Origin of the sequence: Neisseria uirgultaei, assembly GCF_962719845.1 — a bacterium.
Lineage (GTDB): Bacteria > Pseudomonadota > Gammaproteobacteria > Burkholderiales > Neisseriaceae > Neisseria > Neisseria bergeri.
In genome coordinates, this window is record NZ_CAUIYF010000004.1 from 1 (window position 1) to 20,462 (window position 20,462).

Below are 20,462 nucleotides of genomic sequence, written 5' to 3' on the forward strand. Positions count from 1 at the left end.
AAAACCCCCCCCCCCGCGAAAAAAATGATATATTCCAAGCAGAAGCCTCTCAAAACCCCCGTCATACGCGCCGCACCACCAAACCCCCACAGCCGTCATTCCCTCAAAAGCGGGAATCCAGAAACACAACGCAACAGGAATCCATCGGAAAAAAACAGAAACCCCACACACCGTCATTCCCGCAAAAGCGGGAATCCAGAAACACAACGCAACAGGAATTTATCGGAAAAACCCCAACCCGAACGGACTAGATTCCCGCGCAGGCGGGAATGACGGGATTTTAAGTTGGGGGAATTTATCAGAAAACCCCCAAAAACCGGGCGGATGCCGCACCATCCGCCCCCAAACCCCTTTTAACCATTCAAACAAACAGAAAGAAAAAACAAAATGAACAAAATATACCGCATCATTTGGAATTCGGCCCTCAATGCCTGGGTAGTCGTATCCGAACTCACCCGCAACCACACCAAACGCGCCTCCGCGACGGCGGCGGTTGCCGTATTGGCGACCCTCTTGTCCGCAACGGCACAGGCGAGCACCAACGGTTCGGGGGGGGGTACCGTACCGGATACCGAATTTAACCCTGATAACCCAAGTTTTACAGATGATTATCAAACAGAGGATGAAAGTGGTAACTCTAATTACAAGTTTGGTCTTGTTGTTGTGGATAAGAATGGAACGACAAAAACTGACTTTGGTAACACTGATGACGAACAGGGACAACGCACCATCTCAGTAGAAGCATCTGAATCCTCAACGGCTCGCCCCAAGCTGAAAAGCAGCTACCTCTACCTCCGCGAAAACGGCGGGATTGAAATCGACCAAGAAGGACGTTCCGCCAAATTCAAAGTAAAAGCAGGCAACGGCTTGAAGATTGACACCACCACCGACAAACTCGTTGCCGATACCGTTACCCTTACCGTTACCAACGGCAAAGTAACCGCCCCTACAACAGAAGAAGACAAGAAAAAACTCGTCAACGCCGACGGTTTAACGACCGCGTTAAACGAATTAGGCTGGCAGCTTAAAACCACCAATGGTACTGCCGCAGCCGGCACTAACGCGACCTCGACCGTCAAAAGCGGCGACGAAGTAGAATTTAAAGGCGAAGACGGCGTTACCGTAACTTCAACAACTGATACATCTACCGGCAAACACACCGTTACCATCAAAGCCGCCCAAACCCAAGGCGCAAACACAGGCGGCTCTTGGAAAATCACCGCCGGTAAAGAAGGCACGGGCGAAACCGATCCGGCAAACAACACAACCGAAGAGACTGTAAACACAAACGAAAAAGTAACCTTCAAAGCCGGCGACAACCTGAAAATCAAACAAAACGGCAAAGACTTTACCTACTCGCTGAAAAAAGAGCTGAAAGACCTGACCAGCGTAGAGTTTAAAGACGCAAACGGCGGAACAGGCAGCGCAAGCACCAAAATTAACAAAAACGGCTTAACCATCACGCCGGCAGGCACAGGTGCGCCTAACGCAAACACAATCAGCGTAACCACATCAGGTATTAGTGCAGGTAACAAAGAAATTACCAATGTTAAGAGTGGTTTGACTAAATACAATGGCAATAATAATGACGCTAAGAAAGACTTGGTTGATTTAAGCAGCCTGACAAACACCGCAACCGTCGGTGCAACAAATAATGGTTTAGCCAACAAAGCCGCAACCGTAGGCGATTTAGCGGGCTTGGGCTGGGTGCTTTCATCTGATAAAACCACAGATGATAATGCTAACAAACAATTCCACGCTGCCGTTAAAAACGCAACGGAAGTTGAATTTGTCGGCAAAAACGGCGCAACTGTGTCCGCAAAAACCACAAACGGCAAACACACCATTACCATTGATGTGGCAGAAACCAAAGTTGGCGACGGTCTTGAAAAAGGTACGGACGGCACGATTAAGCTGAAAACAAAAGCAGGCAATGACAATTTATTGACTGTAGATGCTGACGGCGCGTCTGTTACCAAAGGCAGCTTTGAAGTTGTTAAGACTGATGCTTCTGAGGCTAATCGCGGTAAAGTAACCGTGAGTGGTGTAACAGACCTTGCAAACGCGAGTGATGCTGACAAGAAAAAAGTTGCCACAGTGGTTGATGTTGCTAAAGCAATCAACGATGCCGCAACTTTCGTGAAAGTGGAAAGTGATGACACTGAAATTGATGATACTCAAGCGGCTGACAATAAAGAGCAAGATCTCAAAGCAGGCGACACTTTAACCTTAAAAGCGGGTAAAAACTTAAAAGTTAAACGTAATGGTAAAAATGTAACCTTCGCTTTAGCAAAAGACCTTGATGTGAAAACTGCGACAGTGAGTGATAAGCTGTCTATTGGTTCTACTAATAAGGTCGATATTACCAGTGATGCAAATGGCTTGAACTTCGCGAAACCGGGTACGAATGGTCAAAACGGCAATGTCCACTTAAACGGTATTGCTTCGACTTTGGATGACCCTCGTGTAGGTGGAAAAACTGCACACTTGGACAAAGCAATCAATGATGCAGAACGCAATCGTGCCGCAAGCGTGGGCGATGTATTAAATGCAGGTTGGAATATTCGCGGCGCAAAAACGATTGGTGGTGATGTTGATAATGTTGATTTTGTTTCACCTTATGACACCGTTGAATTTGTCGGGGGTGCGAATGCCAATGTGATCCTTGCTACCGATACGGCTCACAAAAAGACAACCGTCCGTGTGGATGTAACGGGCTTGCCGGTCCAATATGTTACGGAAGACGACAAAACCGTTGTGAAAGTAGGCAACAAGTATTACGAAGCCAAAGATGACAGTTCGGCGGATATGGCTAAACAAGTCGAAAATGGCAAGCTGGCGAAAACCAAAGTGAAATTGGTATCGGCAAGCGGTAAAGATCCGGTGAAAATCAGCAATGTTGCGGACGGCACGGAAGATACCGATGCGGTCAGCTTTAAGCAGTTGAAAGCCTTGCAAGACCAAAAGGTTACTTTAACTGCGAGCAATGCTTATGCCAATGGCGGTGCAGATACCAACGACGGCAAGGCAACTCAAACTTTAAGTAATGGTTTGAATTTTAAATTTAAATCCGCAGACCGCGAGTTGTTGAAAATTAGTGCGGACGGCGACACGGTTACCTTTACGCCGAAAGAGGGTTCTGTTCAGGTTGGCGCAGACGGTAAGGCTACGATTCTGAATGGTACAAATTCTACTAACGGTTTGGTTGAGGCTGGAAAACTGGTTGAGAGCCTGAACAAACTGGGTTGGAAAGTCGGCACCGGCACTGACGGCACGGGAGCGACCGATGGCACATCCAACGATACTTTAGTGAAGTCGGGCGATAAAGTAACTTTGAAAGCCGGCGACAATCTGAAGGTCAAACAAGACGGTACAAACTTCACTTACGCGCTTAAAGATGAATTGACGGGCGTGAAGAGCGTGGAGTTTAAAGACGCAAACGGCGGTACGAACAGTGCAAGCACGAAGATTACCAAAGACGGCTTGACCTTTACGCCGGCAACCGGCGCGAATGGCGGTAATGCGACTGATGCCGATAAAGTTAAAATCGGTTCAGACGGCATCAGCGCGGGTAATAAAGCGGTTAAAAACGTTGTGAGCGGACTGAAGAAATTTGATCCTGCGAATCCGATTTTCGGTAAAGATTTAGATAACATCACTAAAAATGCCGATGATGCCTATACAGGCTTGACCAATTTGGATGAAAAAGGCGCGAATAATAATCCGACTGTTGCCGACAATACCGCCGCGACCGTGGGCGATTTGCGCGGCTTGGGCTGGGTCATTTCTGCGGACAAAACCACAGGCGGCTCAAAGGAATACAGCGCGCAAGTGCGTAACGCCAATGAAGTGAAATTCAAGAGCGGCAACGGTATCAATGTGTCCGGTAAAACATTGAATAACGGTACGCGTGAAATTACCTTTGAATTGGCTAAAGGCGAAGTGGTTAAATCGAATGAATTTACCGCACCCGATGGCACAAACTTGGTTAAAGTTGGCGAGAAGTATTACAGCAAAGAGGATATTGACCCGGCAACCGGTAAGCCTATGACAGATAAAACTGAAAAATATAAAGTTGAAAACGGCAAAGTCGTTTCTGCTGACGGCAGCGATACCGCTGTTACCCTAACCAACAAAGGTTCCGGCTATGTAACAGGTAACCAAGTGGCAGATGCGATTGCGAAATCTGGCTTTGAGCTTGGTTTGGCTGACGCGGCGGAAGCTGAAAAAGCCTTTGCGGAAAGCGCAAAAGACAAGCAATTGTCTAAAGATAAGGCGGAAACTGTAAATGCCAACGATAAAGTCCGTTTTGCCGACGGTAAAAATACCAAAGTGAGCGCGGCAACGGTGGAAAGCACCGATGCAAACGGCGAAAAAGTAACCACAACCTTTGTGAAAACCGATGTGGAATTGCCTTTAACGCAAATCTACAACACCGATGCAAGCGGTAAGAAAATCACTAAAGTTGTCACAAATGGTCAAACTAAATGGTATGAACTGAAAGATGACGGTACGGCTGATACGAGCAAAGAAGTTACCCTCGGTAACGTGGATTCAGACGGCAAGAAAGTTGTGAAAGACAACGATAAATGGTATCACGCCAAAGCTGACGGTACTGCGGATACATCAACACAAGCGGTTGATGATTCAAAAGTTTCTACCGATGAAAAACACGTTGTCCGCCTTGATCCGAACAATCAGTCGAACGGCAAAGGCGTGGTCATTGACAATGTGGCTAATGGCGATATTTCGCCAACCAGCAAACAGGCGGTAAACGGCAGCCAGATTTTCGCATTGACCGGCAACAAAACACCGAATATCACGAGTATCACGGTAGATAAGGATGGTAAAACGGTAAACGTCGGCACAGCCGGAAACGCGAACGATACCAACAAAACGTATCACAACGTCGTGGTGGGCGAAGACGGTAAAACCCCGTTATTGACCACTTATAATGTGGAAGGCAGAAAAGAAGTGATCACCAATTCGGTAGTCGAAGCCATCTACAATATGAATGAGCAAGGGATTAAGTTCTTCCACTCCAACGACGGCAAAGCGACTAGCAGAATCGAACGAAGCAATGAAATCGATTCCAGCGCAAGCGGCAAATACGCGACGGCAATCGGCGCGAAAGCCGATGCGGCAGGCGAAAATGCCATTGCTTTCGGCTACGGCTCAAAAGCATTGCGCGATAACACAGTGGCGATTGGTACGGGCAACGTTGTGAATGCGGAAAAATCCGGCGCATTCGGCGATCCGAACTACATCGAAGATGGTGCAAGCGGCAGCTACGCTTTCGGTAACGATAACCGTATTACTTCTAAAAACACTTTTGTGTTGGGTAATAGTGTTAATGCGAAACGTGGTGCAGATGGCAATGTGCTGACTGAAGAAAAAGAAATTATTGGAAAGGACGGCAATAAGACAACGGAAAAAGTACCGCAAGCCTTAGGTAAAACCGTAGAAAATTCCGTTTATCTCGGTAATGCTTCGACCGCGACAGAAAATCCGGGCAGCAACCTGAAATCCGACGGCACGGCGGGTAATACCACAACCGCCGGTGCAACGGGTACGGTAAACGGCTTTGCCGGCGCGACGGCGCACGGTGCGGTTTCTGTCGGCGCGAGCGGCGAAGAAAGACGTATCCAAAACGTTGCGGCAGGCGAAATTTCCGCCACTTCCACCGATGCGATTAACGGCAGCCAGCTGTATGCGGCAACCAAAGGCATCGCCGATCAGGCCGTCGGTATGGTCAGGGCGTTGAAACGCGAATTGGAAGGCGTTGCCGCCGGTGCGAATGCCGCAGCCGCCTTGCCGCAATCGTACCTGCCCGGAAAATCGATGATTTCCGCCGCAACGGGCGCATACGGTTCGACAGGCGCACTCGCCGTCGGCTACTCCAGCATCAGCGACAACGGCAAATGGGTGGTCAAAGGCCAGCTCAACATCAATACCCGAAGCAAAGCCGGCGGCGGTGTCGGCGTGGGCTATATCTGGTAACAACCACGAAGCGTTGAAAAATGCCGTCTGAAAGGCTTTCAGACGGCATTTTTATTGCCCCGTCCGATGGTTCGCAACGGGAAAACCGTATCGCATAACGGGCGGATGTGTATTTTAGAGGGTGCGGGACAAGTGTGCAGGGTAAGGCGTAGCAACTGTATTTTTTACCCCGTCGGGCAAAAATACCAAAACTCAAGTCAAGCCGTTCGGAGGCGGCTCAAAAAAACGGTACTTCGCAGCAGAAGTACCGTTTATCGGGATTTCAGGTTTTATTCTTCGGGACGTTCGCCGTCGGTTTCGTCCTGCGTCCCTTCGGTGATGTGCATTTCTACGCCGTTGAGGGCGCGGATTTTTGCGTCGATTTCGTCGGCAATTTCGGGGTTTTCTTTCAGCCAGACGCGGACGTTGTCTTTGCCCTGACCGATTTTCGCGCCGTTGTAGCTGTACCACGCGCCGGATTTGTTGATGATGTCGTTTTTCACGCCGATGTCGATCAATTCGCCTTCCCAACTGATGCCTTCTCCGTAGAGGATGTCAAACTCTGCCTGACGGAACGGGGGGGCGACTTTGTTTTTGATGACTTTGACGCGGGTTTCGTTGCCCAATACTTCTTCGCCTTTTTTGATGGATCCGGTGCGGCGGATGTCGAGGCGGACGGAAGAATAGAATTTCAGCGCGTTGCCGCCGGTGGTGGTTTCGGGGCTGCCGAACATCACGCCGATCTTCATGCGGATTTGGTTGATGAATACGACCAGGGTATTGGTTTTTTTGATGTGTCCGGTCAGTTTGCGCAAAGCCTGGCTCATCAGCCGCGCCTGCAGTCCGACGTGGCTGTCCCCCATATCGCCTTCGATTTCGGCTTTGGGGACGAGTGCGGCTACGGAATCGACGACTACCATATCTATGCCGCCCGAACGGACGAGTGTGTCGCAGATTTCCAATGCCTGTTCGCCGGTATCGGGCTGGGACAGGTAAAGCTCTTCGACTTTTACGCCGAGTTTGCGGGCGTAAACGGGATCGAAGGCGTGTTCGGCATCGACAAAGGCGCACACGCCGCCGTTTTTCTGGCATTGGGCGACGGCTTCGAGGCAGAGTGTGGTTTTGCCGGAGGATTCGGGGCCGAAGATTTCGACGATGCGCCCGCGCGGCAGGCCGCCGACTCCGAGGGCGAGGTCTAATCCGAGCGATCCGGTGGAAATGACTTCGAGGTTTTCTTCCTGCTGGCTGCCGTCCATTTTCATGATGGCGCCTTTGCCGAAACTTTTTTCGATTTGCGCCAAGGCGGCGGCAAGGGCTTTGCTTTTGTCGTCTGACATTGGGGTTACTCCGGAACAAATGCGGTATGTAATGTGCGGCACAGTCGGGCTGCGGCGCGGAATGTGATGGGCGGCTATTATCGCATGTTTCCCTTTTGGGGACTACCGTCCGCTTCGGCACAAATGCCGTCTGAAACGGTTCAGACGGCATTCGGGAAGCGTGCGTCAGGCGATTTCGAGCCACATGACCTGATAGGGCTGAAGCGTCAAATCCTGATTCAGGCTGACAGTTTTGCCGCCGATGAGGTCGTGCGCCTTGAAGGGCATGGCTTGCAGGGTATGCGCGGTAACGGTTTGCGGATATTCGCTGAAGTTGCCGAATGCCAAAAGCGCGTTGTTGCGGATGTAGCCGATGATGTGCTTGTTGTTGGTGTTGAAGGTAACCAGCCTGCCGCCGTCAAAACGGGGATTGTTTTGGCGGATGTCTATCATATGGCGCAAGCCCTGATAGATTTGCCCGGCTGTGGTCGACAGATCGTTGCGTTGCGCGTACAGGGCTTCGTTATAACGCGGACGGTGCGCCCAACGGCTGTCGTCGCTTTTGTTGCTGTCTTGCGCCCAGCCGTCGTCGTTGGGCGTGCCGACTTCGTCGCCGAGGTAAATCAGGGGCAGCCCGCCGGTACTCAATGCGATGCTGTACAGAAGTTTGATGCGGCTGACGGCGTGGGGGTCATTTTGAGCCAAGCCTGCCAATGCGGCGGACGTACCGCTGACGCGGCAGTCGCCCGTGTTGGGGTTGTATTGGAAGGGTACGCCGCGCGCGAAGCTGCCGTCGAAACGGTTGACGAAGAAGCGGTTGAGGAATTGGCGGTGGTCGTAGCCGCTTATGCCCAGATATGCCGCATCTTCGTCGGCAAACGTCCAGCCGATGTCGTCGTGGCTGCGGACGTAGTTGACCCAGGCGGTATGCTCGGGCAGGTTGTGGCGGTAGGTCAGTGCCTGATGGAGCAGGTTGACTTCGCGCGTGGCAAGGGTGTTCCACAACAATGCCATTTGCAGGGGGTTGTAACCGATTTGGCATTCGTCCTGCCCGATGTATTGGACGACTTGGTCGGGGTGGACGATGGCTTCGGATTTAAAGAACACGGCGGGCGCGGCGATACGCATAACGGCATTGAACGCGCGGATGAGGGCGTGCGCCTGCGGCAGGTTTTCGCAGCTTGTCCCCATCTGTTTCCAAATAAAGGCAACGGCATCCATACGCAGGATGTCAACGCCCAAGTTGGCAAGGAACAGCATTTCGCCCGCCATTGCGCGGAATACCCACGGATTGCTGTAATTCAAGTCCCATTGGAAGGAATTGAACGTCGTCCACACCCAGCGTCCGTCTTCCAGTTGCGAGAAGCCGCCCGGGTGCTGGTCGGGGAAGATTTCACGCAAGGTGCGGTCGTATTGGTCGGGCATCCGGCGGTCGGGGAAAATATAGTAGAAATTGTCGAACAGCGGGTCGCCGTCGGCGCAGCGTTGCGCCCATTCGTGTTCGTTGGAGGTGTGGTTGAAGATGAAATCGACGACGGCGGAAATGCCGGCTTCGTGCAGCGCGGCAATGACTTCGCGCAAGTCGCCTATCGTGCCCAGTGCCGGATTGACATCGCGGTAGCTGCTGACGGCATAGCCGCCGTCGCTTTTGCCTTCGGGACATTTAAACAGCGGCATCAGGTGCAGATAAGTCAAACCAAGCTCTTGAAAATAAGGGATTTTGGCTTTCAAGCCCTTCAAATCGCCTGCGAACAGATCGACATAGCACACGCCGCCGACCTGTTTGTTGGACAAAATCCAATCGGGGTTGTTTTCGCGTTCGATGTCAATGTTTTTCAGGGACACGCTGCGTTGGGAATAGCTCTGCCACGCCTGCGCCAGCAGCATTTCCAGCATAGGCAGCAGGGCTTCGTTGTTGCCGTACACGCTGTCGAGTTCGTTCATCAGTTTGGGGAAATGGGTATCCATACGGCGCGAAAACTGCCGCCAGTCTTCCGATTTTTCGATACCGGCACGCTGTTCGGGCGTGTAGATGTCCAAGATGCGCGTTTTGAGGTGCTGTAAAATCAAACCGACTTGCTGCGTGGGGGTCAACATAATGCCTGCTCCGATTCTGAAATTTCCGACCGGCGGTCCGCCGCCGTATCCTGCACGCGCCGTGTAGGGCGTGTCGTGCAATCATACTGCAAGAACTGCGAACTGACTAGAAAAGACAGGGTTTGTGCCAAGTCTGCATTCCGATATGCGGATGCTGCTTGATTCATATCAAGCCGGCCGCACAGAAATGCCGTCTGAAACATTGCCTGCGCCTTTGCTATAATTGCGTCTTTACCGTTCCCTTCAGCCGCAACAACCGCCATGCACACCAGCCTTACCGTCAAAAATACCGTTATCGGAAGCGGACGCACCAAAATCGCCGTGCCGCTTGTCGCCCGCGATGCCGCCGAACTTTCCGCCGTACTTGACCAAATCACAAAGCTGCCCTTCGATATTGCGGAGTTCCGCGCCGATTTTTTGGAATGCGCGGGCAGCATCGGCGAAGTATTGCGCCACACGCAGACCGTCCGCGACGCGCTGCCCGGCAAACCGCTGCTGTTTACGTTCAGACGGCATGGCGAAGGCGGCGCGTTCCCGTGTTCGGACGGTTATTATTTTGAACTGCTCGACGCGCTGATCGAAAGCCGCCTGCCCGACATTATCGATATCGAGCTGTTTGCCGGCGAAACCGCCGTCCGGCGCGCCGTGGCAAATGCTCAAAAAAACGGCATCGCCGCCCTGCTCTGCAATCATGAGTTCCACCGCACGCCGCCGCAAGAAGAAATCGTATGCCGTCTGAAACAGATGGAGGACTGCGGCGCGGACATCTGCAAAATTGCGGTAATGCCGCAAAGCGCGGAAGATGTTCTGACTTTGCTTTCCGCCACGCTCAAAGCGAAACAGCTTGTCGCCAAACCGATTGTTACGATGTCGATGGGGCAGACGGGTGCGGTCAGCCGGCTTGCCGGACAGGTGTTCGGCTCAAGCATCGCGTTCGGTTCGGGAACGCAAAACTCCGCGCCGGGGCAAATCGGCGTATCCGCCCTCCGTGCGGCACTCGACTGCCTCGAAAGCGGCGCAGACTGATTTCAGACGGCATCAAAACATGATGAAACTCAATCCCCAACAGCTCGAAGCCGTCCGCTACCTCGGCGGCCCCCTGCTCGTCCTTGCCGGCGCAGGCAGCGGAAAAACAGGTGTGATTACGCAAAAAATCAAGCATTTGATTGTATCATCACGTTACCAACCCCATGAAATTGCAGCTATTACTTTTACTAATAAAGCCGCAAAAGAAATGAGGGAACGTATCAGTTTAATGCTATCAAAAGGTCAAGCTAAACGAATAATAATCTGCACTTTCCATGCTTTGGGCATAAAGATTTTGCGCGAAGAGGCGAACCATATCGGTTACAAAAAAAACTTCTCCATTCTCGATGCCGGAGACTGCGCGGAAATCATCGATGAACTTTTGGGCGGCACGGGAAAAGAAGCCTTATTCAAAGCGCAGCACCAGATTTCCCTGTGGAAAAACGATTTAAAAACGCCTGAAGATGTCGTTCAGACGGCCTCTAATGTGTGGGAACAACAGATCGCGCGCGTGTATGCAAGTTATCAGGAAACGCTCAAAAGCTATCAGGCTGTGGACTTCGACGACTTAATCCGTCTGCCCTCCGTACTGTTGCAGCAAAACAGCGAAGTGCGCAACAAATGGCAGCGGCGGCTGCGTTATCTGTTAGTTGACGAATGCCAAGATACGAATACCTGCCAATTTGCGCTGATGAAACTCTTGACCGGTGCGGAAGGGATGTTTACCGCCGTCGGCGACGACGACCAGTCCATCTACGCATGGCGCGGCGCAAACATGGAAAACCTGCGCAAAATGCAGGAAAACTATCCGCAGATGAAGGTCATCAAATTGGAGCAAAACTACCGCTCCACCGAGCGGATTCTTAAAATCGCCAACAAAGTCATCGAAAACAACCCCAAACTATTTACCAAAAAACTTTGGTCGCAATTGGGCGAAGGTGAGCCCGTCAAAGTCGTTGCCTGCCAAAACGAGCAACACGAAGCCGACTGGGTCGTCAGCCAAATCGTCAAACAAAAACTCATCGGCGGCGACAAAACCCAATATGCCGATTTCGCCGTGTTATACCGCGGAAAGCATCAGGCGAGGATTTTCGAAGAAGCATTGCGCAGCGCGCGCATCCCCTACCGGCTCTCCGGTGGACAAAGCTTTTTCGACAAAGCCGAAATCAAAGACGTGTTGTCTTATGTGCGGCTGCTTGCCAACCCCAACGACGATCCCGCCTTTCTGCGTGCCATTACCACGCCCAAACGCGGCATCGGCGACGTAACGCTGGGCAAACTCAACGCCTACGCGTACGAACACGAATGCAGCCTGTATGAAGCCGCACAAAACGAAGAGGCCCTTGCCACACTGAACAATACCAACCGCCAACACCTGCAAGCCTTTATGGATATGTTCGGCAACTACCGCGCCAAAGCCGAAACCGCCGAGGCAGGCGAACTCATCAACAGCCTGCTCGAAGAAATCGGCTACGAAAACCATTTGATGCAAAACGAGGAAGGCAAAGCCGGCGAAATCAAATGGCGCAACGTCGGCGAGTTGGTATCGTGGTTTGCACGAAAAGAAGAAGGGGACGGCAAAAACATCATCGAACTCGCCCAAACCGTCACCTTGATGAGACTTTTGGAGAGAAAAGACGAGGAGGAAGCCGATGCCGTCTCGCTATCCACGCTACACGCCGCCAAAGGTTTGGAGTATCCGTATGTTTTCCTTGTCGGTTGTGAAGAAGGTGTTTTGCCGCACAACGACAGCATCGAAGAAGGCAACGTCGAAGAAGAACGCCGCCTGATGTACGTCGGCATCACCCGCGCCAAACGCCAACTCACACTGACTCACTGCCTCAAACGCAAAAAACAAGGCACATGGCAGTTCCCCGAACCCAGCCGATTCATAGACGAAATGCCGCAGGAAGATTTGAAAATCCTGGGGCGCAAAGGCGGCGAGCCGATTGTCAGCAAGGAAGAAGGCAGACGCAACCTCGCCGATATAATCGGAAGGCTCGACAGCATGAAAAAAGGCGGCCCGGCGGATTAAACCGATGCCGCGATGCCGTCTGAAAACCGTTCAGACGGCATATTTTTGAACGGCGCGCGGCAAGCGGTTTACGCCCACAAGCCCTGCTGCTGGTTTTTCGGCACAAGATGTCCCACGCCGATACCGATGAGGCGGAACGCGTCTTCCGTCTGCGGCGGGACGCGCTTCGTCAACATTTGCGCCGCCTGAAGCAGGGAGGCGCAGTCGGGCAATACGGAGGAATAAGTCAGCGTGCGCGTGATGATGCGGAAATCGTAGGTCTTCAGCTTGAGCGTTACGCTTTGGGCTTCGACGTTTTTGCGCGTGATTTGCCGCCACAAGTCTTCGGCAAGATGGGGTAGGTGTCCGGCAGCCTGCTCCAGCGGCAGGTCTTCGGGCAGGGTGATTTCTGTGGAGATTTGGAGGCGTTCGCGTTCGGCTTTGACGGGGCGTTCGTCCGTACCGCGCGCCAAATCATAGAGGCGGTAGCCGTAGCGTCCGAAATGGTTTAAGAGCTCGCCGCGCTCGAAACGGCGCAAGTCGCCCGCCGTCTGCATACCCAGCGACTGCATTTTTTTCAACGTGACTTTGCCCACTCCGGGGATTTTGCCCAAAGGCAGGGTTTCCAAAAATGCCATGACTTTGTGCGGCGGCAACACAAACTGCCCGTTCGGCTTGCGCCAGTCCGACGCGATTTTCGCCAGAAATTTGTTCGGCGCGATGCCTGCGGATGCGGTCAAACCCGTTTCCGCAAAAATGGCGGCACGGATTTCTTTGGCAACTTCGCTGGCGTAAGGGATGTTTTTGAAATTACGGGTAACGTCAAGATAGGCTTCGTCTAGCGACAGAGGTTCGATTAAATCGGTATAACGCCTGAATACGGCGTGAATCTGCGCGGAAACCTGACGGTACAAGTCGAAATGCGGCGGCACATACACCGCTTGCGGACACAGCCTTTTCGCCGTTGCCACCGACATCGCGGAATGCAGCCCGAACTGCCGCGCCTCATACGATGCGGCGCAAATCACCGAACGCGCACCCTCCCACGCCACGACCACGGGCAGCCCTTTCAAATGCGGCTGCTCGCGCAGTTCCACCGATGCGTAGAACGCGTCCATGTCGATATGGATGATTTTGCGTGAAGGCATATGTCTATACATAATATAATGCATCCATTCGATAAAGCAAAGCCCCGAAGTGGCAGCTTCGGGGGCTTATCGGATAGAAAGGAGGCTTGAAGAAATGGCGAAAGTTATTTTATTCCTGTTTCTTTTGTTAGTTTGCGCACCAGCCTACTAATGAAAAACTGAAATAACAAGGGGTGGCAGAACACCGCGCCCCTTTCGCCAACCTTTCTACAAGCCATTTTACTACAATAGTTTTAAAAATCAAGGATTACCTATGGTTGATGAAAAACTGGCCGAATACCGCAAACGGGCGGCAGCCAAGCGGACGATAAAAAATGTCTCTTTTAACAACGAAGCCGAGAAAGATTTACTTGAGTTTGCAAATAAAGTTGATTTTTCCCAATGGGTTAAAGAACAAATCCGAAAAGAGTTTAAAAATCGGCTCAAGTAACATAAATGCCGTCTGAACAGGGATTCAGACGGCATTTTTCTTTGATTTTATCGGAGGTAAGGCTTGACTTTTTCGTAACAACGAAATATAATACAACCATTCAGAAAGCACTTAGCCCCGAGAGGCGGCAACCAATCGGGGCAAGTTAAGTCTGAATGGAAAGGAGCAGCAAAATGAATTGGAAACTGTTTATATTGCTGATAATTTTTCTGATTGCAAACTGTTCGGGGATGTAATTAGAAAATAGCTTTTAAACAAAGGGGTGGCAGAACACCGCGCCCCTTCCGATTCAAACCTGCTGCCATTTTAACGCATTCCGATAAAAAATCAAGGAGCATACCTATGGAAGAAGACAAAATAGCCGAATCAAAAAAGAGATACGAAAAGGAAAAGCGGGCGCATCGCGGCGTTTCATTTAACCGCAATACCGAACAAGAGTTATTGGATTTTGTAGATAAAGTTAACTTCTCCCAATGGGTTAAAGAGAAAATCCGCGAAGAGATGCAAAAATAGGGTGTTGGAAACAGGCAAACGGATAACGGCATATTGCCTGATTGCCATTCAAATACAGGAAATGCGGAAAAAAACACCCGAATTGGCTATAATCCCCACAAACACACTCAAGGACAACAACATGGCAGCCTCGCCCGAAGCAAAATTCACTGAAGAAAAGATTTTGTGGGTCAAACACCACACACCGAAACTCATCACTTTCGCCATCAGCCGTCCCGAATCCTACCGCTTTAAAGCGGGACAGTTCTCCCGACTCGGTTTCTACGAAGGTGAAGGCTTTATTTGGCGCGCCTATTCCGTCGTTTCCGCAGAATATACCGACACGCTCGAATATTTTGCCGTACTCATCCAAGACGGTCCCATGTCGGCCCGTTTCGCCAAAATGCGGCAGGGCGACACCATCCTGCTCGATAAAAATGCCACCGGCTTCCTCCTGCCCGAACGCTTCCCTGACGGCAAGGATTTGGTGATGCTTTGCACCGGCTCGGGCATCGCCCCCTTCCTTTCCATTCTCGAACAACCCGAAATTTGGCAACGTTTCGATACTGTCAGCCTGATACACTCCGTTTCCTTCTCGGAAGAACTGATTTTCAACAGCCGCCTCGCTGCCCTTTCCGAACACCCTCTGGTCGGCGAATACCTGCACAAATTCCGTTTCGTCCCCGTAACCACCCGCGCCACCAATCCCAACGGATTGGGCGGAAAACGCATTCCCGAACTCTTAAAAAACGGCAGCCTCGAACAGGCGCTGCATACCAAGTTCACGCCCGAATCCACACGGTTTATGATTTGCGGCAACCCGGAAATGGTCAAAGACACCTTCCAAACGCTGCTCGATATGGGTTACGCCATGCACCGCAACCGCGTCCCCGGTCAAATCATGATGGAAAACGGTTTTTGAAAAATTACCCTACCCCCCCGCACAAAACAAGTCCTCACCCAAATATGGGACTACGCCGTCCGGCGCGGCATCATTACCGACGAACGCCGCAACCACGCCGCCCCTTGCCGAACAAAAGCCAAACCCCGCAAAAACAAAAAACCGCCTAAAAAAATTTCAGACGGCATTCTGCCATCCGACAAGCGGCGGCAACCGCCAAAAACGAAAGGAAATACAATGAACACAATCGAACAAGAAATGAAACGCGCCGGGTTAAGAGAAATAGATGCCGAAATCGCCAAAATCATTGCCGACGCGCACAAAATCAACGCCGAATCGGTAAAAATAGCCCAAGAATCCCGATGGTATCCCATGATGGCGGCAACCGGGCTGGTTACCGCCATCGCCTCCGTGTTGGCACTGATATTCAAATTTGCCTGACCACAAGCCCCGCGAGGGGCTTTATCCCTCAACAAAATGAACAGAGCCGCACTATTCAACCGCTGCCCCGAATGGATTATCGGGCAAGACGGGGCAAGCCGTTTCATTACCCATTGCCGCCATCCCCGTCTGATTGCCACAATCCACAGGCAGGCAGACGGCGAATGCCCGGGCGGGCATTACCGCCATTCCGAAAACGGCATCACCCTTTACGATTTTATTTTTTTCGACGGCAAACCGGCAGACAAAGCCCGATTTGCCGCCGTCCTTACCGAAACCTGCCACTATGAAGCCGAACCCGATACCGAAACGCGGCGGGCCGATATGCCTCTGGAAAAATGGCGGCAGTTCCTCGATTGGATAGAAAAAACAAATGCCGTCTGAAGCCTTCAGAGTGCGAAGCCTGCCCGTAGGGTGCAGCATTTTTTACCGACCCCAAACCTAAAAACCGCAACCAAGACCCACGCCGCCTGCCCCGACCCAGCCGCCACACCAAAACGAACCCGCCCTGCCCGTCCGATGCCTCGGGACGGACGGGCAAACCGACACGGCACGAAAATCGCGTCGGCAAAGATGCCGTCTGAAGCCTTCAGACGGCATTTTCGGGTACATTATCTGCAAACGGCAGCACACCTGCACAAACCGATTAGGCAATCAATACGAACGGCTATTTACATACTTACCGGCTTTCACCAACCGGTATCGATTTAACCGATTTCCTTAATATTTTTCCTGTCCGTTTTAAACTTCGCCTTAAACGCATCCGGTAAATCTTTATCGAAATACCAAAGCCCGTCATCCATTTCCAATGCGCCGCCCATTCCATGCAGAACAACTTTTTCCCCCGTTAAAGGATCGGTTTCGGTAATTTTCACCTCATGCATTTTTCCCCAATCCAAAACAGGCAACTTGTGTGCAAACGCCAAAACCTGTTCGTCGGAACGGCCGCACGCCTTATCGCATCGGCCTGAAACATATACGGGACAAGGCTCATCCTCTGCATAACCGTCCGGCAGGATACCGGCTGCGGCAGGACACAATCCGTATGTTTCCGCCCACGACGACAAAGCCCGTCTCGCCGCCTTTTTATTGGCAAATAATCCGGTAGGTGGATTATCCGTCACACCGTTTTTCAAAGCCGCTGTTTTCGCATTCAACATGCCGTCTGAACCTTTTTCAAACCTGACCGTCGTAAATGTTTTCAGCAGATTTTTGGCAGATACGTAACAATCCGCCCCATAATGCCCGACCAATTCCGCTTTAACCTTATGTGCATGCAGCCTGCCCAATGCGGGAAAAAACCGAACCTCCTCCGTATTGCACCAATCAAACGGGGCTTTCCCGGAATCCAATAAAGCCGAAACCTCGCTATATACCCGTTCAAACGTACCGATGTAATTTACTTTCCCTCCGCCGTCTAAACAAGCCAGCACCCCCATACCGTCAGGCAAACCGTACAACTGTTCCCTCAACCGTTCGGGCAGCGCGGCAGGCAGCGGTTTCGGATTCATCAAACGGAAACACTGCCTGATCCATGCCTCAACCCCATGTTCCGACAGGCTGTATTCCAAATAATCACACAATGCCGACACATCCGCCATCGCACGATGCCTGTCTTCCACAACAATCCCCAACCTTTCGATGATAGTGTCCAGGCTGTGCTTGTAAAATTGAGGATACAGACACCGGGACAGCTGCACACTGCACAAAGCAGGCGATGAGAATCCGATACCCGCACGATGAAACTCATGCTTTAGAAACGTATAGTCGAAACGGCTGTTATGTGCAATCAACACGCACCCCTTCAATACCGAAAACACCTCATCGGCAATTTCAGCAAACACGGGAGCGTCGGTAACCATGCCGTCTGAAATACCCGTCAGCTCCGCCACAAACTGCGGAATAGGTTTTTGAGGATTAACCAGCCACTCATGCCTCACCACCCTTCCCTGCTCAAACTTGACCAAAGCCACTTCAGTTACCCTGTCTTCATACAGATTGCCGCCCGTCGATTCCAAATCAACCACGGCAACAGGCATTCCAAACCGTAAAAATACCTTTTCCAGCAAGGGCCAGCGAGAAGCAACAATCATTTTATTCTCTTTAAATTCAAACAACAAACCGATATTTTACACTTTTAAGGCATTTCATCCAACAAAACAATTGACAGAATCCGATGATTACCCTAAAATTCAAATCTTTCTTGCAGCGCACCCGTAGCTCAGTTGGATAGAGTATCTGGCTACGAACCAGAGGGTCGGGCGTTCGAATCGCTCCGGGTGCGCCAGTAAGAAAATACAATATGCGCCCATCGTCTAGCGGTTAGGACATCGCCCTTTCACGGCGGTAACCGGGGTTCGATTCCCCGTGGGCGTGCCAAATTCCAAATCCCCGAGATTATCTCTCGGGGATTTTTTATTGCCTCGGCAACTCGTTACCATAGTTAAAATTTAACAAGCACTATTTTCACTTTTTATCCTTTCCTACAACTTCGAATTTACGTATTCACATAAATTTATATTTTCTACAATTTCAATACTATCCAATTATTGCTTATTCATTTTTCTTATAGTAACTGGGATATAGAGGGTATTCAAATAAACCATCATCAATCATTTTCTCAATCTTCGCCGGCAAATCAACTTTATATACTTTGTTATAAATAGCTGTGCTTAAACATTCAAATCCGCCTCCCGAAGAAGCATCACCTAAAAAATTTTGAATTGCTTCTATATCGGGATAATGATCAGGATTATGTAGATAACGCATATATTCCTCTAAAACTCGTCTAATGTATAGAAAGTCTTTCAGGTTCATTGTTATTTTTTCCTTATCAGAAATAGCATCTAATCCATATTCAACGATATCTTTTATACTTGTATATTCTATCATCATCTTTACCTACCCCCTTCATCAGAATCTCAGACGTAATCGAATCATATTCAAACCTTTGCCGTGCAAACCGATATCCCATAACCGGATGCGGTGTCCGTCCAACATTTTACCCGATTGAAACACCTGATATATTGCACCCCATCAACGTGGCATTACTTTTCTTAACAATCCCCTTTGACAGCAACTGACTGGCTTTTTTATGCCATCATCAAATTTAATATTTTCTCTCCCGATTGAAACAGGCGTAACAGAATATGCCCGAAGCTCCGGCTGCTTTCTTGTTTACCGCCGCGATATTTAGAGTATAATACCAAATTTGAGCAATGGTTCTAAAACAGTTAGGGCCATTTTTCATGAGCCTGACTGATTCGTATATACGGAGAAACTGATGCAGAATATTTTTGACCCTTTGATTATTCGTGGAAAATCCCTTATTCCCATCGTACAGGGCGGTATGGGGGTCGGTGTTTCCGCATCAGGTTTATCCAGCGCGGTGGCGCGTGAAAACGGTATCGGAACGATTGCCAGTGTAGATTTACGCCACCTTCACGAAGACCTGCTCGCCGAATCCCAAATCAATCCGAGCGAAGAGAAATATACGTCTTTGAACTGTACCGCATTAGACAGGGAAATCCAAAAAGCCAAAAGTGCTTCAGAGGGGAAAGGTCTGATTGCGGTCAACGTGATGAAGGCGGTCAAAGACCATGCCGCGTATGTCCGCCAGGCTTGCGAATCAGGGGCGGATGCAGTCGTGATGGGTGCCGGCCTGCCTTTAGACCTGCCGGAAATGACCGAGGGCTATCATAAAGATGTTGCCCTGCTTCCGATTCTATCCGAATCGCGCGGTATTAATATCGTCTTGAAACGTTGGATGAAAAAAGGCATATTGCCCGATGCGATTGTAGTCGAACATCCTGCCCATGCGGCCGGACATTTGGGTGCATCAACCGTTGAAGGCGTAAACGACGCTAAATTCGACTTTAAACGCGTGATTGAGGAAACGTTTGAAGTTTTCAAAAGTTTAGGGCTGGAAAGCGAAAAAATCCCGCTTATTCTTGCGGGAGGCATGGCAAATTTTGAAAAAGTCAAAACTGCCCTAAAGAACTGGGGAGCCTCCGCCGTTCAAATCGGTACCGCTTTTGCCGTTACCGAAGAAGGAGATGCACACCTTAACTTCAAGAAAACGCTTGCCGGTGCGGAAACTGAAAAAGTCGTCGAATTTATGTCTGTTGCCGGTTTGCCGGCACGCGGTGTCCGCACCAAATTCCTAGACAGCTATATCAGGCGCGAAGGCAAACTTCAGGCAAACGCCAAAGCCGACCTGCGCCGCTGTACCCAAGGTTTAAACTGCCTGACCAGCTGCGGTCTGCGCGACGGGCTTGCCAAAGCAGGGCAATTCTGTATTGATATCCAGCTTGCTGCCGCATTCCGTGGAGAAGTAGATAAAGGCCTGTTCTTCAGAGGTAAAGACCCGCTGCCCTTCGGTAATGCCATACGCACCGTCCGTGAGACGATACAATATCTGCTGACGGGGAGCGAACCTGTTGCAACGCTCGGACGCTGACATCAGGTAGGATCTGATTTGCAAACAAAATGCCGTCTGAAAGCCTTTCAGACGGCATTTTTCAGGTTGTGTTTCGGAATGGTGTCGAAAAAACGGAGAGAAATAAAAACGTTTTTATGTGAACAAAACGCCTTCCGCATTGTGTCAGGCATACAACAC

General features: G+C 50.7%; 14 protein-coding genes, 2 tRNA genes and 2 pseudogenes. 12 read left to right on the plus strand and 6 right to left on the minus strand.

Translation table 11 applies throughout. From position 1 onward, the window contains the following. Positions 1-387 precede the first annotated feature (387 nt). Positions 388-544, plus strand: a pseudogene (locus Q9J32_RS10185) (ESPR domain-containing protein); the annotation flags it as partial. 119 nt (positions 545-663) lie between these two features. Next, complete coding sequence (locus Q9J32_RS03270; protein ID WP_304669301.1) at positions 664-6,000, plus strand: Hia/Hsf adhesin N-terminal domain-containing protein; 5,337 nt, start codon at positions 664-666, stop codon at positions 5,998-6,000. 269 nt (positions 6,001-6,269) lie between these two features. Here the strand turns inward: Q9J32_RS03270 and recA are convergent, their stop codons facing one another. Together recA and Q9J32_RS03280 are read right to left on the minus strand one after the other, a co-directional pair. After that, positions 6,270-7,316: a recombinase RecA gene (gene recA / locus Q9J32_RS03275; RefSeq protein WP_002223618.1), complete on the minus strand. Its 1,047-nt coding sequence runs from the start codon at positions 7,314-7,316 to the stop codon at positions 6,270-6,272. A gap of 165 nt (positions 7,317-7,481) precedes the next feature. Further along, positions 7,482-9,392, minus strand: a complete 1,911-nt coding sequence (locus Q9J32_RS03280; RefSeq protein ID WP_301885281.1) for an alpha-amylase family protein — start codon at positions 9,390-9,392, stop codon at positions 7,482-7,484. 261 nt (positions 9,393-9,653) lie between these two features. On the opposite strand from Q9J32_RS03280, the gene aroD reads away from it, so the two are divergent. Both aroD and rep read left to right on the plus strand, forming a co-directional pair. Next, positions 9,654-10,418: a type I 3-dehydroquinate dehydratase gene (aroD, locus tag Q9J32_RS03285; protein ID WP_301885280.1), complete on the plus strand. Its 765-nt coding sequence runs from the start codon at positions 9,654-9,656 to the stop codon at positions 10,416-10,418. A 19-nt stretch (positions 10,419-10,437) separates the two neighbouring features. Next, on the plus strand, positions 10,438-12,453 hold the full coding sequence (gene rep / locus Q9J32_RS03290) for a DNA helicase Rep (protein ID WP_301885279.1): 2,016 nt from the start codon (positions 10,438-10,440) through the stop codon (positions 12,451-12,453). A 68-nt stretch (positions 12,454-12,521) separates the two neighbouring features. Here rep and dinB read toward each other — a convergent pair whose 3' ends face one another. Then, entirely contained in the window at positions 12,522-13,580 is a 1,059-nt protein-coding gene (gene dinB, locus Q9J32_RS03295) for a DNA polymerase IV (protein ID WP_301885300.1), read from the minus strand. Between the two features lie 253 nt (positions 13,581-13,833). Between dinB and Q9J32_RS03300 the strand changes: the two genes are divergently transcribed. From Q9J32_RS03300 to Q9J32_RS10100, 5 genes and pseudogenes are all read left to right on the plus strand, one after another. Beyond that, complete coding sequence (locus Q9J32_RS03300) at positions 13,834-14,010, plus strand: hypothetical protein (protein WP_167435370.1); 177 nt, start codon at positions 13,834-13,836, stop codon at positions 14,008-14,010. A gap of 342 nt (positions 14,011-14,352) precedes the next feature. Beyond that, positions 14,353-14,523, plus strand: a complete 171-nt coding sequence (locus tag Q9J32_RS03305) for a hypothetical protein (protein WP_301885278.1) — start codon at positions 14,353-14,355, stop codon at positions 14,521-14,523. A gap of 121 nt (positions 14,524-14,644) precedes the next feature. Further along, positions 14,645-15,424 (plus strand): ferredoxin--NADP reductase, encoded by a 780-nt coding sequence (locus Q9J32_RS03310; protein WP_301885277.1) that lies wholly within the window; start codon positions 14,645-14,647, stop codon positions 15,422-15,424. A 216-nt stretch (positions 15,425-15,640) separates the two neighbouring features. Continuing rightward, positions 15,641-15,844: a hypothetical protein gene (locus Q9J32_RS03315; protein ID WP_199901073.1), complete on the plus strand. Its 204-nt coding sequence runs from the start codon at positions 15,641-15,643 to the stop codon at positions 15,842-15,844. Positions 15,845-16,008: 164 nt separating this feature from the next. Beyond that, a pseudogene (locus Q9J32_RS10100) lies at positions 16,009-16,228 on the plus strand (hypothetical protein). A gap of 57 nt (positions 16,229-16,285) precedes the next feature. Here the strand turns inward: Q9J32_RS10100 and Q9J32_RS03325 are convergent. Both Q9J32_RS03325 and Q9J32_RS03330 read right to left on the minus strand, forming a co-directional pair. Further along, a complete protein-coding gene (locus Q9J32_RS03325) occupies positions 16,286-16,444 on the minus strand; it encodes a hypothetical protein (protein ID WP_199901078.1) in 159 nt (52 codons plus the stop codon). 107 nt (positions 16,445-16,551) lie between these two features. Further along, positions 16,552-17,937, minus strand: coding sequence for a 3'-5' exonuclease (locus tag Q9J32_RS03330; RefSeq protein ID WP_301885276.1), 1,386 nt, complete (start codon positions 17,935-17,937; stop codon positions 16,552-16,554). Between the two features lie 117 nt (positions 17,938-18,054). On the opposite strand from Q9J32_RS03330, the gene Q9J32_RS03335 reads away from it, so the two are divergent. Then, positions 18,055-18,131 (plus strand) — tRNA-Arg (locus Q9J32_RS03335). Between the two features lie 17 nt (positions 18,132-18,148). Further along, a tRNA-Glu gene (locus Q9J32_RS03340) sits at positions 18,149-18,223 on the plus strand. A gap of 174 nt (positions 18,224-18,397) precedes the next feature. Here Q9J32_RS03340 and Q9J32_RS03345 read toward each other — a convergent pair. After that, entirely contained in the window at positions 18,398-18,739 is a 342-nt protein-coding gene (locus Q9J32_RS03345) for a hypothetical protein (RefSeq protein WP_304667542.1), read from the minus strand. A 388-nt stretch (positions 18,740-19,127) separates the two neighbouring features. On the opposite strand from Q9J32_RS03345, the gene Q9J32_RS03350 reads away from it, so the two are divergent. Further along, positions 19,128-20,303, plus strand: coding sequence for an NAD(P)H-dependent flavin oxidoreductase (locus Q9J32_RS03350; protein WP_301885274.1), 1,176 nt, complete (start codon positions 19,128-19,130; stop codon positions 20,301-20,303). Positions 20,304-20,462 lie beyond the last annotated feature (159 nt).